This window comes from Pseudomonas sp. 1152_12, assembly GCF_052850675.1.
Map to the genome: position 1 here is coordinate 443,986 of NZ_VXCW01000004.1, position 16,987 is coordinate 460,972.

The 16,987-nt window shown below is 58.3% G+C and carries 13 protein-coding genes; 7 read left to right on the forward strand and 6 right to left on the reverse strand.

Going from position 1 to position 16,987, the window contains the following annotated elements; translation table 11 throughout:
• Positions 1-213: 213 nt before the first annotated feature.
• Together FW764_RS09850 and FW764_RS09855 are read left to right on the forward strand one after the other, a co-directional pair.
• Complete coding sequence (locus tag FW764_RS09850) at positions 214-1,827, forward strand: TIGR04141 family sporadically distributed protein (protein ID WP_446433755.1); 1,614 nt, start codon at positions 214-216, stop codon at positions 1,825-1,827.
• Positions 1,828-2,134: 307 nt separating this feature from the next.
• The gene (locus FW764_RS09855) at positions 2,135-2,419 is read left to right on the forward strand and encodes a DUF3077 domain-containing protein (protein WP_446433756.1); all 285 of its coding nucleotides are present in this window, start codon (positions 2,135-2,137) and stop codon (positions 2,417-2,419) included.
• Positions 2,420-2,532: 113 nt separating this feature from the next.
• Here the strand turns inward: FW764_RS09855 and FW764_RS09860 are convergent, their stop codons facing one another.
• The 3 genes from FW764_RS09860 to FW764_RS09870 all read right to left on the reverse strand — a co-directional run bounded on the left by FW764_RS09860 (position 2,533) and on the right by FW764_RS09870 (position 4,802).
• Positions 2,533-3,063 (reverse strand): SDR family NAD(P)-dependent oxidoreductase, encoded by a 531-nt coding sequence (locus tag FW764_RS09860; RefSeq protein WP_446433757.1) that lies wholly within the window; start codon positions 3,061-3,063, stop codon positions 2,533-2,535.
• 14 nt (positions 3,064-3,077) lie between these two features.
• On the reverse strand, positions 3,078-3,281 hold the full coding sequence (locus FW764_RS09865) for a tautomerase family protein (protein ID WP_242153933.1): 204 nt from the start codon (positions 3,279-3,281) through the stop codon (positions 3,078-3,080).
• A 204-nt stretch (positions 3,282-3,485) separates the two neighbouring features.
• Entirely contained in the window at positions 3,486-4,802 is a 1,317-nt protein-coding gene (locus FW764_RS09870) for an OprD family porin (RefSeq protein WP_446433758.1), read from the reverse strand.
• A gap of 410 nt (positions 4,803-5,212) precedes the next feature.
• Here FW764_RS09870 and FW764_RS09875 point away from each other — a divergent pair, with 410 nt between their 5' ends.
• Positions 5,213-7,300: a TonB-dependent receptor gene (locus tag FW764_RS09875; protein WP_446433759.1), complete on the forward strand. Its 2,088-nt coding sequence runs from the start codon at positions 5,213-5,215 to the stop codon at positions 7,298-7,300.
• 120 nt (positions 7,301-7,420) lie between these two features.
• On the opposite strand, the gene FW764_RS09880 is transcribed toward FW764_RS09875, so the two are convergent.
• From FW764_RS09880 to FW764_RS09890, 3 genes are all read right to left on the reverse strand, one after another.
• Entirely contained in the window at positions 7,421-7,636 is a 216-nt protein-coding gene (locus tag FW764_RS09880; protein WP_446433760.1) for a hypothetical protein, read from the reverse strand.
• 234 nt (positions 7,637-7,870) lie between these two features.
• Positions 7,871-8,977, reverse strand: a complete 1,107-nt coding sequence (aguA, locus tag FW764_RS09885; protein ID WP_446433761.1) for an agmatine deiminase — start codon at positions 8,975-8,977, stop codon at positions 7,871-7,873.
• A gap of 121 nt (positions 8,978-9,098) precedes the next feature.
• Positions 9,099-12,002 carry an aminotransferase gene (locus tag FW764_RS09890; protein ID WP_446433762.1) on the reverse strand — a complete coding sequence of 968 codons (2,904 nt, stop codon included), beginning with the start codon at positions 12,000-12,002 and terminating at the stop codon, positions 9,099-9,101.
• A 151-nt stretch (positions 12,003-12,153) separates the two neighbouring features.
• On the opposite strand from FW764_RS09890, the gene rfbB reads away from it, so the two are divergent.
• Genes rfbB through FW764_RS09910 form a run of 4 tightly spaced genes read left to right on the forward strand, consistent with a single transcriptional unit; the run spans position 12,154 to position 16,947 of the window.
• Positions 12,154-13,236, forward strand: coding sequence for a dTDP-glucose 4,6-dehydratase (gene rfbB, locus FW764_RS09895; protein ID WP_446433763.1), 1,083 nt, complete (start codon positions 12,154-12,156; stop codon positions 13,234-13,236).
• Positions 13,237-13,274: 38 nt separating this feature from the next.
• The gene (locus tag FW764_RS09900; protein WP_446433764.1) at positions 13,275-15,083 is read left to right on the forward strand and encodes a sensor histidine kinase; all 1,809 of its coding nucleotides are present in this window, start codon (positions 13,275-13,277) and stop codon (positions 15,081-15,083) included.
• Positions 15,080-16,465, forward strand: coding sequence for a sigma-54-dependent transcriptional regulator (locus FW764_RS09905; protein ID WP_446433765.1), 1,386 nt, complete (start codon positions 15,080-15,082; stop codon positions 16,463-16,465). Before FW764_RS09900 ends, FW764_RS09905 begins: the two co-directional genes overlap by 4 nt.
• A gap of 26 nt (positions 16,466-16,491) precedes the next feature.
• A complete protein-coding gene (locus FW764_RS09910) occupies positions 16,492-16,947 on the forward strand; it encodes a YiiD C-terminal domain-containing protein (RefSeq protein ID WP_446433766.1) in 456 nt (151 codons plus the stop codon).
• Positions 16,948-16,987: the final 40 nt, after the last annotated feature.

The window sequence follows — 16,987 nt, forward strand, 5'->3', positions numbered from 1 at the left end:
CCCCTAACACCTAGGATTCGAAGCTAGGTCAAGCAAATCGTTCAAATGAAACACATCGCTAACGAAACGAAAATCGTAGCCTGTCCTATTTTCTGACTTCATTTCTACCCAGAGCATTTTTGTCACTGTAATTGGTGGCGCCTTTTTTATGGCCTTTTGCCCAGCGTGATGTATTGTTTCCCTAAGACAGAGCGCCTCAGGGATAGAAACGCCGTGCCTAAGAAAATAAGAGAACGAAAAGAAAAGCTTTCAATTTATCTAGCAAAGAGCGCTAAGAGCGATGATTTGGAACTGCTCAAACTAGAGAACGCAAAGCCAGCGATACGCCTAGAAATCCAAGGTATTGAAAATGCAAATCTCTATATCAAGAGAGAGCCACCAATACATGCACCACCTTGGACACAAATATTTACATCTAGAAAAGAGGTATCAGCCGATGACTTCGGCAATAGCAGCAGTGTGGGAGCGGCTCTAGTTATAAACTTTCTACAACAAAAGTTTATAATAACATTCGGCACAGGATTTCATCTACTAAACGAGGAAACTATTGAAAGAGACTTTGGGCTTAGAGTAACATTGAACTCGGTAGACCCAGACAAACTTAGAAGTCTAGATAAGTCAAGCTACGATCACAACCCTTTAAATTCAAGAACACAAAGTACAAAAGAGGTTGACATATTCGACCTACGCATGGACTCTGAGATCGAAATATTGTCCACGGTTACAGGTAGTTCGACAGTAAAGATCTTCGGAAGCCACATCACGGGCAGAGACGCGTTTACAGTTATAACGCCCTTAGATCTTGATCATTTGAGCCAAATCTTAGAAGAGGCGCTAAGTAGATATAAGCAAAAATTGCCTGAGATCTTTGAATGGGTAGAAAATATAAATCGAGTTCGAGATCTCGATCATATAGATATCCTTGACTTGGAACTTGAAAATTTATTTAACGGCCCAAATCTCGAAAACTTTTGGTTGGGAGAACCGGAAATTGTCGACTGGGAAAACCAGATAGGCTATTCATTTGATCTTTATGCTAGGACAGAGCGACATGTCGTACTGGAACTTAAACACCTAATAGACCACCTAAAATCAAAATCAGCTCCGCTATCCATAGAATCTCTAAAACAGACCCAAGTCCATATCAACGACAACTTATATAAACCAGTAAAAAGTTGGCCTGCATACAAATGTCTTTACGCAGAAATATCATACAGCGGTGAAAACTACATATTGCGTAATGCTAGCTGGTACAAAATAAACTCAGACTTCGTAAAGACAATAGATGACCATCTATCCTCTTTAATCACATACAGTGGCCCATTACCTCGCTACGAAGAGGACAGGGAGGAGGACTACAATCTAAAATTACTTCTAGATCCTGCCTTTGAGTTACTAGACAAGAAAAATATAAAAATTGGTGGAGCCTATGACAAACTAGAATTTTGTGACGTTATAAGAAATGGCAATGAGTTGATACATGTAAAGTATTATAGAAGCTCTAGTACTTTAAGCCATTTATTCTCGCAGGGATGCGTGTCCGCGGAGGCATTTGTTCGAGACGTTGAATTTAGAAAAAAACTTAACGCAAAACTTCCAAAAGCTATTCAACTGGCCGATCCAGAGCCCCGCCCAAACCCCAGCGACTATAAAATAGTTTATGCTATTGCAACAACAAAAAAACTACCGATGGAGTTACCTTTCTTTTCTAAGGTGACTTTAAAAAACGCGCTAAAAATACTAAGAGGCCTTGACTACCAAGTCGAGATAGTTGCCATCGAGGTAGATCCAAAATTATTGATAAAGAAAAAATGCAAACCCAAGTAAAGCAAAGTCATATGGAAAGGTGACTTTCAGTTGCACCTGGCGACTCACCACGTTACCCTCATCTACATCGCTGCCAATTCAGCGATCGGGCCTGAGAACCCGGCAAGATGCAGGCGCCACAGCGCCCCAAAAACCCGATTTGCAGGCGTTTTTTTTCGCCCACCATTTCGTGCAATGGCGGCTGTGCGTGGGAGACCTTCGGGTCTGCCGGGTTCCTGTATCTCCGGTTTCTCAGCCTGCGCACAGCTGCCACCCATTCGCCTGAGAACGAACGTGGTAGCTCTCACTCGATATGGGAGTCTCACCAATGACCGCTGCAAATCCCACCGCGTTAACCACCCTCGGCGTCACCCCTTTCTCCTTCCACTGCGACCAACCTCTATTCCGCGTTAACAGCGGCGTCCCTCTGCATGAGGCCTTGCACCACGCTTCCGATTTGCTCCACGTCGCCAAGCTGCTCGCAGAAGATGCGGCGATGACGAAGGAGACGGACCGTTATGCCTGGGCGTCGCATTATTTGCAGGAGATGGTAAAGGCGGTGATTGATGATGTGGTGAAGGTGTTGGAGTCGCCCTGCAATGCTGAGCAGTAAGATGTGAATGGGGTGGCCGGGCGGGCGTTATCGCGGGCAAGCCCGGCTCCCACAGGTGATTTACACGGGTAGTTGATAGAGCGCCCCGGCCTGAGCAGGCCGGGGTGTTTTTTTCAGTGCCCGGCGCTTTGGCCGCCGTCCACGTGCAGGATCTCGCCAGTGACGAACCCGGCGTTTTCCAGGTAGATGATCGCCTGGGCGATGTCACTCGCTTCGCCCATGTGCCCGACCGGATGCAAGCTGCCCAACGCAGCGTGGGTTTCTTCGCCGTGCATGGGCGTTTTGATAATCCCGGGGCTCACTGCGTTCACGCGAATGCCGCGTTTGGCGTATTCAATTGCCAGGGATTTGGTCGCGGCGTTCAGGCCGCCTTTGGTCAGCGAGGCCAGCACGGACGGCACGCCTTCAATCGCGTTGTTGATCAGGCTGTCGATGCGGCCAAAGCGCGCCACGCCTTCGCGGATTACGCGCTCGGCCGTGGCTGGGTCGGCGATGTCGCCAGCCACGGTGTGAATGTTCGGGTCGGTGCAAGGCTGGATCGAGCGCGAGGTGGCGACCACGCGATAATCGAGGGCGCGGTAGGCGTGGACCACGGCGGCGCCGATGCCTTGGGAGGCGCCGGTGATGATGACGACTTTGCTCATGACAATGCTCCGGTTCAGGCTTGGGATTTGCGGTATTGGGTGGTGGTGATACCGGCGTAGCCCCAGTTATCCGTGTCGACTTCTTCGATGACGATGTGGGTCAGGTCGGGGCGTTTGTTGAGGACGCGTTCGAGGGTTTCGGTGAATTCAGCGATAACCTGGGCTTTTTGCTCCGGGGTAACGCCGTCACGGGTGATGCGCAGGCTGACAAAGGGCATGGCAGTGGCTCCAGTGGCCGGCCACCGGGATGATGGGCGGGCAAGTGGGGCTAATTTAGGCGTGCGTCTGAAAGGGATAAAGATGGGGCGGAGTACTTCATTAGTACTGCGATGTAACAAGTCAGAAGCCGGCAGGCGCGCATAAAAAACCCCGAACCAGTCGGGGTTTTTTATCGCCTGGAATCAGGCTCGACGCCGAATCAATTAGAAAACGTTGATTGGGTAGTCGGCGAACAGACGGATTTCGTTACCGCCTACGTTGTACTCGCTGGCGTTGCTGGAGACGCGCAACCAGGAGGCACGAGCGCGCAGGCTCAGGTCTTTGGCTGGGCCGCTCTGCACGACGTATTTGAACTGGTTGAAGATTTCACGCTCGGTGCCACGGCCGCGGTTGGTACCGTCGTCAATGTTGGTGCCGCGCACGTAGGCGATGTTGTAGGTCAGGCCAGGCACGCCGAAGGCGCTGAAGTCCAGGCCGTAACCTGCTTGCCAGGAGCGCTCGTCCTTGCCGTTGAAGTCGGACCAGTAGGAGTTGGCCAGCAGGATGGTATTGCCGCCATCGCCGATGCCGCCAGCGTTGCGGTAGCCGCCGTACAGGTAGCCGGTGTCGCCGGTGCTGCGCTGGTGAGCCACGGTGAAGCTGTGCGGGCCAACAGCCCAGGTAGCGCCCAGGCTCCAGATTTTGTTGTCGCGGGCGTCCGCATCACCTTGGTTTTCCAGGGCAAAGCTGCGGTCCAGCTTGGTTTTGTAGCCGTTGAAGTCAAAGGTCAACGATTGCTTCTCTGGCAGGGCCAGCACGTAGTTAACGTTGACGTATTGCTTCTTCAGCACGTCCTGCATGTCGGACGCGTACAGAGCAGCCGACAGGCTTTCGGTGAATTTGTAGCTACCGCCGAGGTAGTTGATGCTTTTCAGGCGACCGCTGTCGGTGCCTTCCATGCTCTTGCGGGCTTCTTTGGTGAAGTGACCGGCGTCCAGTTGCAGACCGGCGATCTCTTTGGAAACGATCGAAGTACCGGTGTAAGTTTCGGACAACAAACGGGAGTTGTCGTACTGCAGCACAGGCACAGCCGGGAACTGGTCACCGTACTTGAGTACGGTGTTGGAAACGCGGAACTTCACGGCAGCGCCGCCTTTAGCCAGGTCGTGCGGTGCCGAACCTGGATTGTTCGTGCCGTCAGGGTTGGTCGTGCCATTACCCTGCTTGAAGAAGTCGATACCGCCTGCGCCGGCGCGACCTTTACCACCGTCCAGACGGATAGCGTATTGGCCGATGACGTCCACACCCACACCGACGGTGCCTTGGGTGAAGCCGGATTCGAACTTACCGATGAAGCCTTGGCCCCATTCGGCTTTGTCTTGCTTGCCGTTTTTGTAGTCACGGCTGATGTAGGCGTTACGTGCTGCGATGTTCAGGTGGCTGTCGTCAACAAAACCTTTGGATTGCTCCTGGTCGTTGGCCATTGCCTGAGTGGCGCTCAAAATCCCCAGAGCGATCAAACCCATCCGTTGCTTCAACATTTCTTATATTCCTTATTACTGGTTGAGTACGCGCTGTGACACCAGGCTCCGTGTTGCTTTTCTGGTGTCAACTTTCTCCAGGAAAAAGAAGGCCCGCGGACGACTGAACTGCCGCAGGCCTTTTTTATTGGATGAGTTATGGCTGTTAACCACAGGCGTTGGGCGCAATCCTATGCGCGCGTTGAACTATGTGTCAATTTCGTGAATCGTCTGTATTTAGGCGAAAAAAGTCTAAGCGGTGCAGTCCAGGGCTTTCACACATGCCCTAAAAACCATCCGATTCGTCAAGAAAACACATCATGTAACATTTTCCATGCTCTGTATTTCTGGGAATAGATAACGCGCGCAAATGCAAAGCATTAACATTCACGCGAAATTTTTCCTCCCGAACTTTTTGGATACATTCCTCCATGCCTGCCTCCCGCCTGACGCCTATCACCCTTGGGCTTTCTGTTCTGCTGTCTGCCGGTTTTGCCTGTGCCGCCACGATCTTGCCGGAAACCTCAATCAGCACCGAAGCTGACGAAGACGACCCACGCGTCAAAGAGACCAACACCGCCACTCGTACCAACACGTCGGTGCGTTATGTGCCCCAGGCCATCGATTCGGTCAAAACCGAAAACCTGCGCGCCTACGGCACCAACGATCTGGGCCAGGCACTGAGCGGGATTCCCAACGTCAGCAGCGGTGCCGACACGCGCTTCGACAGCCTGCGCATTCGTGGTTTTGACGCGAGCAATGACTTCTACCTGGACGGCATTCGCGACGACAGCCAGTACGTGCGCGACTTGCACAACATCGAGCGCATCGAAGTGCTCAAAGGCCCGGCCGCCGTGCTGTACGGGCGAGGCGGCCAGGGCGGGATCGTCAACCGCGTAAGCAAATTGCCCACGGCGGGACAAAAATCCAGTATCGAAGCCCAAGGCGGCAGCAACGATTTGCGCAGCCTGTATGCCGACCTCAGCACCGACCCCACCGACACCATCAGCCTGCGCCTGAACATGGGTAACCAGGACAACAACAGCTTCCGTGATGGCGTCAGCGGCAACCGCCAGCTGTTTGCACCGTCAATGAGCTGGCAACTGACGCCCGACCTGAATTGGTTGGTGCAATACGAATACAGCCGCTACAACCGCACACCGGACCGTGGCATTCCTGGAGTCAACGGGCGCCCGGCGGACGTGCGCCGCAGCAGCACCTACTTCGACAGTCGCGACTACATCGATGACAAGTCCCAGTCCCTGCGCTCCAAGCTCGCCTATGAACTCAACGCCAACTGGCAACTGCGCCACACCCTCGGTGTGTTCAAGCTCGACAGCGATTTCGACAATACCTACCAGACCGGCTACGACGCCAAAACCAACCAGGTCACGCGCCAGCGCTGGCAGCAGGACCTGACCACCCGCAACGTGTTCAACAACCTGGAGCTGGAAGGTGGCTTTGACACGTTCGGCCTGGAACACCGCCTGCTTACCGGCATAGAGCTGGGCAGCCAGCGTCGCGACCCGAAGCTCTACAGCGCCACCGCCGTCAACCGTGGCGGCCAGGCCGTGCCTAGCCTGGACCTCAACTCGCCCAACCGCCACCTGAGCCACACGGGGCGCATGAGTCTTTCAAGTTACAACCACACCGAAGTCGAAAGCCGCGCGGTGTACGTGCAGGACCAACTGCGCTTCAACGATCAATGGCAACTGTTGGCCGGCCTGCGTTACGACCACTTTGAAGTGGACACCACCAGCAAGGTGCTCAACACCCAGCAAGACGTCGATAGCCGCAGCACCAGCCCGCGCGTGGGCCTGGTGTGGACGCCGCTGGAGAATCACTCGTTATATGCCTCGTGGAGCAAGACCTTCTCCCCAGCGGGCGGCGGCCTGATCGGCATCACGCCGAATGCCGCCGGCAGCGTTAACGACCTGAGCCCCGAGCTGACCAAGCAAAAGGAAATCGGTGTGAAGAGCGACTGGCTCGACGACCGCCTGAGCACCACCCTTGCCGTGTACGAGCTTGAACTTTATAACCGTCGCACCAGTGACCCGCTGGACCGCACCATTACCCTGCTTAGCGGCCTGCAACGCTCACGCGGCGTGGAGCTGACTGCCACTGGCAAAATAGTCGGCAATTGGTATGTGCGCGGTGGCATCGGCCTGCAGGATGCCAAGGTCGAGAAGGACAATAACGGCTTTGAAGGCAAACGCGTCAGCGATGTGGCCAAGCGCAATGGCAGCCTGTTTATCACCTGGAAACCACAGATGGGCTGGTACGCGGAGACCGGTTTGACGCTGGTGGGCGACCGTTATGCCGACAGCCTCAACACCGTGGTGCTGCCAGGCTATGGCCGGTGGGACGCGTTGGCTGGGTTCCGTCAGAAGGAATGGGACGTGCGCGCAGCGCTGAACAATATCGCCGACAAAAACTACTACGAATCAGCGACGAGTGCGGCACAGATCCAGCCAGGCGAGCCACGTAGTTTGGTGGTCACAGGCACCTACAGTTTCTAAAGTCGATCACGCTCTAATGTGGGAGCAAGCTTGTTGTGAAGAGTGGCCTCGTTGGGTAGATACCTATGCAGTGATGCCATCACCGGTAAGCCAGCTCCCATATTTAATCCTGGTACTTTTTCAGTTTTTCAGTAACTCACACAACGCCCGCACTTCATCCTCACTGAACAACCCCACCGGATAGCGTTCACTCATCACCCTGCGCCAGTCAGGCGGTTGCCTCACCTGTCGCGAGCCGTTTGCCCTCAACCAAAGCGCCAGCGCATGAATCGCATCACCGTTGACCCGCGTGGGGTGAAACGGGCGCGTGTAGACCAGGTTGATATCGGCATTCATTTCAGCGCTCTCTCCTACTGCGTGAGCGGCTAACTTACTCAAGGTTTGTGACAGAACTGTGCAGTCATCGCCTTGGGGTACTGTGGCAATACAGATACAAGAGCTATGCCAATCTCCCTTATTTATAGGCATTTAGACACAAAAAAGCCCCCGACCGTACTGGGCCGCGGGCTTGCTATGAGTGCTGAAAAATGGTGGCGCCGGGCTAACGCTGAAACGCTGTTACAACTGCACTCAGTTTTTGTGCGGCGCCGGCTGTTGTTGGGTCAAGCAGTGGATATTGCCGCCCCCCAGTAACAGTTCGCGCCCCGGCACCATCACCACTTCGTGCTGCGGGAACAGGTTCTGCAGGATTTGCCTGGCCTGGCTGTCCATCGGGTCGTCGAAGCTCGGCGCGATGATGCCGCCGTTGACGATCAAGAAGTTCACGTAGGAGCCGGCCAACCGCACGCTTGGGTTGCGCTCCTGGCTGCCGTCCACCGCGTCGACACCGGCGCACTCTTCTTCGGTGGCGTAAAGCGGCCCCGGGATTGGCATTTTATGCACGGTGAACGCGCGGCCCTGGGCGTCGGTGCTGCTTTGCAGCACGTGCATGGCGGCGTGGCAGCGCGCGTAGTTCGGATCTTGCGGGTCATCGGTCCAGGCCAGTAACACTTCACCTGGGCGCACGTAGCAGCAAAAGTTATCCACATGGCCGTCGGTTTCGTCGTTGAACAGGCCGTTTGGCAGCCAGATAATCTTATCCACAGCCAAGTTGTCGCTGAGCACCGCTTCGATGGCCGCACGATCAAGGTGCGGGTTGCGATTACGGTTCAACAGGCATTCTTCGGTGGTGATCAGCGTGCCTTCGCCGTCGACGTGGATCGAACCGCCTTCCAGCACGAAGCCTTCGGTGCGGTAACGCGACGCGCGCTCGATCTCGAGTATCTTGCCACCCACCTGCGAGTCACGGTTCCACGGCGCGTACAGGCCGCCGTCAAAGCCGCCCCAGGCGTTGAAATCCCAGTTCACGCCACGCACTTCGCCGCTGTTGTTGATCACGAAGGTTGGGCCGGTGTCGCGCACCCAAGCGTCATCGCTGGACATTTCCACCACGCGGATGTTGGGCACGTCTAAACGCGCGCGGGCGTTTTCGTATTGCCCGGCGGACACAGCGACTGTCACCGGCTCAAAACGCGCAATGGCCTTGGCTACTGCCACGTGGGCCGCTTGCGCCGGCTTGCCGCCCAAGCGCCAGTTGTCCGGGCGCTCAGGCCAGATCATCCAGGTCTGAGTCTGTGACGCCCATTCGGCGGGCATGTAGAAGCCATCGGCGCGAGGTACGCTGTGCAGGGTGGTCATGGCGTTCAGGACTCCGAATGGGGTGAAGGCCGACTTTATAACGGATAAAAATCGGCTTTAAAAGTGATAAAAGATCATAGGCTGCAAACATCATGGTTAGTAGCCGATAACAATCGATAATTTAAAGTTGCTCATCCAGCACCTTCGACAGCATGTCGACAAAAAAGTCCACGCTGCGTTTGGAGGTAACCATCGGTGGCTTGATCTTCAGGATGTTGAGGTAGTCGCCGGTCGGCTGCATAAAAATCCCCAGCTCACGCAAGCGATCACACAGCAGAGCGGTCTCTTCTGTGGCGGGTTCCAATGTGTGGCGGTCGCGAACCAACTCCAACCCCAGATAGAAACCGGAACCATGAACAGCACCCACCAACGGATGACGGTCAATCAACTGTTCCAGGCGCGCCTTGAAATGCCCGCCCATCACCTGGGCGTTTTCCCACAGCTTTTCTTCCGCCATCACATCCAGCACGGCCATACCGATGCGACAGCTGACCGGGCTACCGCCCGACGACGAGAAGAAATACCCTTCGGCCTCCAACGCCTCGGCGATTTCCCTCCGGGTGATCACCGCACCCAACGGCTGGCCGTTGCCCATACCCTTGGCCATGGTGATGATGTCCGGCACCACGCCCTGCTCTTCAAAGCCCCAGAAGAAATGCCCCATGCGGCCGTAACCCACCTGCACTTCATCGGCGATGCACACGCCGCCTTGAGCGCGCACCAACCCGTAGACCTGCTGCAAATAGCCCGGTGGCAGGGAGATACCACCGGCGTTGCCGTACACCGGCTCACAAATGAAACCCGCCAACTGGCGCTTACTCGCGGCGATTTTCGCCAAGTTGTGTTCCACACTTCGCACGTAGTCCGGCGCACTGTCCTGCCCGCGGAACTCGCCGCGATAGGTATTCGGCGCCGTCACCGGGTGCACCCAGTCCGGGCGGCTGCTCAGTGCTTGCGGGTTGTCCGCAATTGACGTTGAGACGGCATCCGCCGCCACCGACCAGCCGTGGTAAGCCTCCAGCACGCTGAGCATGTCGCGCCCGCCGCTGTAGGCCCAGGCCAGGCGAATCGCCAGGTCATTGGCCTCGGTGCCGCTGTTGACCAGGAATACCCGATCCATGCCGTCCGGTGCCAATGCCAGCAAACGTTCGGAAAACTCGGCAATCGCGGCGTAGTGAAAGCGCGAATTAGTGTTGAGCAGCGACCATTGCCGCGCCGCCACCGCCGCCATGCGCGGGTGGCCGTGGCCCAGCACGGCAACGTTGTTGAGCATGTCCAGATAGGAACGGCCCTGCATGTCGATCAGGTGGTTGCGCCAGCCGCGCTCGATGCGCGGCGGGTCGACGTAATAGTGCTTCTGCGAGCGGGCGAAGCTGGCATCACGGCGCGCCAGTAACGCCTCGGGGTCCAGTTCGGGCTGCGCATCACAGGCCAATCCGAGCAGCACAGCTGGCGACGGGCAGATGGCCTGCCACGCCTGCGCCCGGGTCGGCGTGCAGAACAGCGGCGGCTCAACCTGGGCGCGGCATAACTGCACGGTGAGTGGCGCATGAACCTCGCCCAGAACTTGCCCCTTTACCAGCACCGCGCCAGGCTTCAACGCGGTGGTTACACCCCATAAACGTAGACTCAGCTGGGCGTCATGCACGCATAGCAAACCGTCAGCGCCATGGCGCAATGTGCCGCCAAAAGGCGCTTCCAACTCGGTGCCATGAGGCAGGTGCAATTCCACATGAAGGGGGAAAGTGTCGGGTTCGACAGCACTGTCGGCACAGGTACGTGACAGCCGATATTGACCATACCGGCTGGCCGCCAACCCATGCACCGCCGCCGCTTCGTCCAGTAATCGACGGTCTATGCCTGGCCGCTCCCAATTGCCAGCCTCGAAATGCGGGCTGAGTACGCCCAGGTCGATCAGCGCAAACTCACGCCCCACCAGGCCTGGCAATAAAGGCGCGAAATCCTCGTCGGCTATTGGCGACACGGTCTCACCGACACAACGCAAAATCGCCGCGTCCATCAATTCAACCGGTACCGAGGTCGCCACATGGAAGATTTCCCACTCATGCTCGGCGTTTTTCAATAAGTAGGTGTTATCCGGGTCCAGACGTTGCTGTTGCTCACTGCTCAGCACCAGCACTGCCGCGCGGGCGAGAATCAAAGGCCACAGCGCTTGCAGTTCTTCGCGTTTCAGCGGCGTCACCGCATGAAAGGCCTGGATCGCCGGCAGAATGGCAAAGGGGTCGCCGTCAGCATGGTGCAACAAGGCTGCGCAGGTTACCGACAGGTCGGCAATGCGCCAGGTGTGCACCAGATCGCCGAAATCAATCACGCCCTGGACCTGCCAATGCCGCTGGGCATCACGCTGCCAGACCACATTGTCATCGGTGATGTCCATGTGCACCGCCTGCCACGGCAGGTGCTCGGCCAAAGGCCGAACGCGCGCGTCCAGCTGCTCGGCCGCACGTTCGATGGCATCACGATGGGGCACGTTTTGCAGGGTAGCCAGCAGGTGCGTGATCAGTTCGTAAGCGTGGCGCGGGTCCCATTGCAGCGTGCGGTCAAGGCCCGGGTGCTCGAAACATGCGAGTGCGTGGCTGACCTGCCCGCACAGCAGACCAAAGCCTGCGATCACGTCGCGGCCCAGATGAGCCAGGTGGGTCAGGGGCTGACCGTCAATGTAGTCCAGCACCCGCACGTGCACGGTTTGCCCGTTGACGGCCACGGTCAGCAATTCCTCACCGTTCAGCGCGCGGATCACCTTGGGCACCCTTACTTGGGTTTGCAGGCTATTCAGAGCGGCATGCTGGGCTTGCAGCTCAATGGCCGCATAGTCACCTCGACAGATCTTCAAAACAAATCGGCCACGGGCGCTGTCAATGCGGTAGTTGAGGTCCTGTTGGCTGCCCAGCGACCGCAAGGTGCCTGTGAGGCCGTAATGCTGCTCGAGCAAATGCGCAGCTTCATCAGCGCTTACTTGTGGGCATGGCAAACTGGCACGATGGATCAACGTGGCGAGCAACATTGTGACGACCTCGGTTTTATCAGGCGCCTATATCGCCATTGTTCAGGGGCTTTAATCAACCCCTCACGCATCCCGCGCTTGCACCGGCCCACTTCACAACTCAAGCTATGCTTCATCCGCCCAGTGTCCGTCTTAGGAAAGGCCCCTCGACATGCGCATTCTCATCACCGGTGGTGCCGGGTTTATCGGCTCTGCCCTGATCCGCCACCTGATTCAACACACCGAGCACGAAGTGCTCAACCTGGACAAACTCACCTACGCAGGCAACCTGGAATCGCTGACCAGCATCGCGTCCAACAGCCGCTATGAGTTCGTCCAGGCCGATATCATCGACCAAGCCAAGGTCAGCGCCATACTGGCGCGCTTTGAGCCCCAGGCGATCATGCACCTGGCCGCCGAGTCGCATGTCGACCGCTCCATTGACGGCCCGTCGGATTTTATCCAGACCAATATCGTCGGCACCTACAGCCTGCTGGAAGCCACGCGCGCTTATTGGCAGACGCTTGAAGAGCCGGCCAAAAGCGCATTCCGCTTCCACCACATCTCCACCGATGAGGTCTACGGCGACTTGCACGGCGTGGACGACCTGTTCACTGAAACCACGCCTTACGCGCCCAGCTCGCCTTACTCCGCCAGCAAGGCGGCCTCCGACCACTTGGTTCGCGCCTGGCAGCGTACGTATGGCCTGCCGGTGCTGCTGACTAACTGCTCGAACAACTACGGGCCGTTCCACTTCCCTGAGAAGTTGATCCCGCTGGTGATCCTCAACGCCCTCGCAGGCAAACCACTGCCGGTCTACGGGGATGGGTTGCAGGTGCGTGACTGGCTGTTCGTCGAGGATCACGCCCGCGCGCTGTTAAACGTCGTGACCGAAGGCGTGGTCGGCGAGACCTATAACATCGGCGGTCACAACGAGCAGAAGAACATCGACGTGGTGCGCGGCATTTGTGGCCTGCTGGAAGAACTGGCGCCACAACGCCCCGCTGGCGTTGAAAAATTCACCGACCTGATCACCTTCGTCAAGGACCGCCCGGGCCACGACCAGCGCTATGCAATTGATGCCAGCAAGATCGAGCGCGAACTCGGCTGGGTCCCGGCAGAAACCTTCGACACCGGCCTGCGCAAAACCGTGCAGTGGTATCTCGATAACCTCGATTGGTGTCGCAGGGTCCAGGACGGCAGCTATCAAGGTGAACGCCTGGGCAACACCGAGCCCAAGGACCTGATCGCCTAATCAGGCATAATGCGCCTGTCCCCACAGGCGCATCTCCCATGACTCCACCCCTTCCGCGAAGACCCCGCTGGCGCAGCCTCGCCCTGCTGGCGTTGTGCCTGGCACCGCTGCTGTGGCCGCTGGAGCACTTGGCCGAGCGCTATTACCGCAGCGAGCTGGCCGGGCAAAACCGTCAGACCCTCGACCTGTACGTCGCCAACCTGCTCGGCACATTGCACCGCTATGAGGTGTTGCCGCAGATCCTCGGTGACTTGCCGGCCCTGCGTACCGCGCTGGATGCGCCCCACGTCAGCACAAACCTGGCCAACGCCAACCTGCTGCTCAAGGACGTCGCCGCCCAGGCCGGGGTGGAAGTGATGTACCTGATGGACACCACCGGCAAGACCCTCGCCGCCTCCAACTGGGATAAGCAGGACAGCTTTGTCGGCCGCAACTTCTCATTCCGCCCCTACTTCAGCGAAGCCATGGCCGGGCGCCTGGGACGGTTTTTCGGCTTGGGCACCACGTCGGCCAAGCGCGGATACTTCTTCGCCGCCGCCGTGCGCGATGGCGACACCGTCATCGGTGTGCTGGTGGTCAAGGTCGACCTGGACCACACCGAAAGCCTATGGGGTAACACGCCGGAACAACTGCTGGTCACCGACCACAACGGCGTAGTGATCCTCACCTCGCGCCCTCAATGGCGGTTTCGCGCCACGCGGCCGCTGACCGCCGAAGAACACCAGGCAATCATCGCCATCCAGCCCTACCCTACGCGCGACCCACAGCCGCTGGCCCTCAGTTCCACGGCGTGGCTGCGCCAGTCCACGGCCATCGCCGAAACCGGCTGGAACGTAGAAATCCTCGCCCCGCGCTCGCTGATCAACCGCCCGGTGCGCACCGTGGTGGCCGTGGGTGGCGCCGCATTGCTGGTGCTAATGTTGCTGCTCGGGTTGATGATGCAACGCCGTCGGCATTACCTGGAACGCATCGCCTTCGAAGCCAAGACACGCCGAGAGCTGGAAGCGCGCGTGGTCGAGCGTACCAGTGACCTGGAAGGCCTCAACCGGCGCCTGAAACAGGAAGTGCTGGAGCGCGAACATGCCCAACAGGAATTGGTGCGTGCCCAGGATGACCTAGTGCAGGCCGGCAAGCTGTCAGCGCTGGGCACCATGTCGGCGAGTATCAGCCACGAACTCAATCAGCCTCTCGCGGCGATTCGCAGCTACGCAGAGAACGCCGAGATTCTGCTCGACCACGCACGCACCAACGACGCGCGCGGCAATCTCAAGCTGATCAGTGAGTTGACCGGCCGCATGGCCTCAATCATCGCGCACTTGCGCGCGTTCGCTCGGCGCGACCGTCACGCCCCGGAAAGCGTCGCCCTGCAACCGGCCCTGGACGATGCGATGGCATTGCTGGCCAAGCGGCGACGGTCGATGGAAGTCGAGCTGATCCGCGACTTGCCGGAAGCCACTCTGTGGGTGCAAGCCGGCGAAACACGCTTACGCCAGGTGCTCGGCAACCTGCTGGCCAACGCCCTCGACGCCCTCACTGAAAAAGGCCCACCGCGCAAACTCTGGCTGAGTGCCGAAACCACCGAACAGGGCGTCAATCTGTACATTCGCGATAATGGCCCGGGTTTTTGTATGGAAGCGCTGGGCCGCGCAAGCGAACCGTTCTACACCACCAAGACGCGCACCCAAGGCCTCGGGCTGGGGCTGGCGATCTGTGACACGTTGATGCGTGCCTTTGGCGGCGAATTGCTGTTTGCCAACCACAAGGAAGGCGGCGCGCTGTTAACCTTGAAATTGCGTGCCGGCTCGCCGGGCGTCAGTCTGCAACCGTCCGAGGACCGCAGTGTATGAGTATCGATAACCAGATTCAGGTGGTGTTGATCGACGACGATCCACACTTGCGTCAGGCCCTGTGCCAGACCCTGGACCTGGCCGGGCTGAACGTCCTGACCCTGGGCGAAGCCACCGGCCTCACCGCGCGTTTGTCGCGGGACTGGCCGGGCGTGGTGGTCAGTGACATCCGCATGCCCGGCATGGACGGTCTGGAGCTGCTCACCGAACTGCACGGCCTGGACCCGGAATTGCCGGTGCTGCTGATCACCGGCCACGGCGATGTGCCGCTGGCGGTGCAAGCCATGCGTGCCGGGGCCTATGACTTCCTGGAAAAACCGTTCGCCAGCGACGCCCTGCTCGACAGCGTGCGCCGCGCCCTGGCCCTGCGCCGGCTGGTGCTGGACAACCGTAGCCTGCGTCTGGCCCTCAGTGACCGCCAGCAACTCAGCACCCGCTTGGTTGGGCACTCGCCACAAATGCTGCGGCTGCGCGAACAGATCGGCGCCCTGGCCGCCACCCGTGCCGACGTGCTGATCCTCGGCGAAACCGGTGCCGGCAAAGAAGTGGTGGCGCGTGCGCTGCACGACCTGTCGAACCGGCGCAGCGGGCCGTTTGTGGCGATCAACGCCGGTGCCCTGGCCGAATCGGTGGTCGAAAGCGAGCTGTTCGGCCATGAGCCGGGCGCGTTTACCGGCGCGCAAAAACGCCGTATCGGCAAGTTCGAATTCGCCAATGGCGGCACGTTGTTTCTCGATGAAATTGAGAGCATGAGCCTGGATGTGCAGGTCAAGCTGCTGCGCCTGCTGCAGGAGCGCGTGGTCGAGCGCCTGGGCGGCAATCAGCTAATCCCGCTGGATATCCGCATCATCGCCGCTACCAAGGAAGACCTGCGTCAGTCAGCCGACCAGGGGCGTTTTCGTGCCGACTTGTATTACCGTCTCAATGTCGCGCCACTGCGCATTCCGCCGTTGCGCGAGCGCGGTGAAGATGCGCTGATGTTGTTCCAACATTTTGCCGACGAAGCCAGCAGCCGCCACGGCCTGCCATTGCACGAGCTGCAGCCGGGCCAGCGGGCGCTGCTGTTGCGCCACAGTTGGCCGGGCAATGTGCGCGAATTGCAAAATGCCGCCGAACGCTTTGCCCTTGGATTGGAGCTGGCCTTGGATGCCACGGCGGACAACCCCGCCGCCGGAGTGCTGACTTCCACCCCAGGAGGTTTGAGTGAGCAGGTCGAGCAGTTCGAAAAAAGCCTGATCGCCGCCGAACTGACCCGCCCACACAGCTCCGTGCGCAGCCTCGCCGAGGCCTTGGGCATACCGCGCAAAACTCTGCACGACAAACTGCGCAAGCACGGCCTGAACTTCGCCGACAGCGCCAGCCATAGCGCCGACGACGAATGATCCCGCCCATCCCCCAAGAGGCCACCATGAGCCGCGACAGCCGTTACCTCGAATCCATCCTTCACCACGACATCCCCCTCACGCGGGAAATGGGCCTCAAGGTGCTCGACTGGCAACACGGCCAACTGCAGTTGCACCTACCCTTGCAAGCCAATATCAATCACAAGAGCACGATGTTTGGCGGCAGCCTCTATTGCGGCGCAGTGCTAGCGGGCTGGGGTTGGCTGCACCTGCAATTGCGTGAAGCAGGTATTGAAGACGGGCATATCGTGATTCAAGAAGGGCAGATCAGTTATCCGCTGCCGGTGACGCTGGATGCCACAGTGGTGTGCCAGGCGCCAGAGGAGAAGGTGTGGAAGCGCTTTGTGGCGACGTACAAGCGTTACGGCCGGGCGCGATTGACGCTGGAGACGTGGATTGTGAATGAGGGCAGTGAGGAGCGGGCGGTGGCCTTCACCGGCCAGTACGTCCTGCACCGCTAGGCCCCACAACACAAAGCAAATGTGAGAGGGGGCTTGCTCC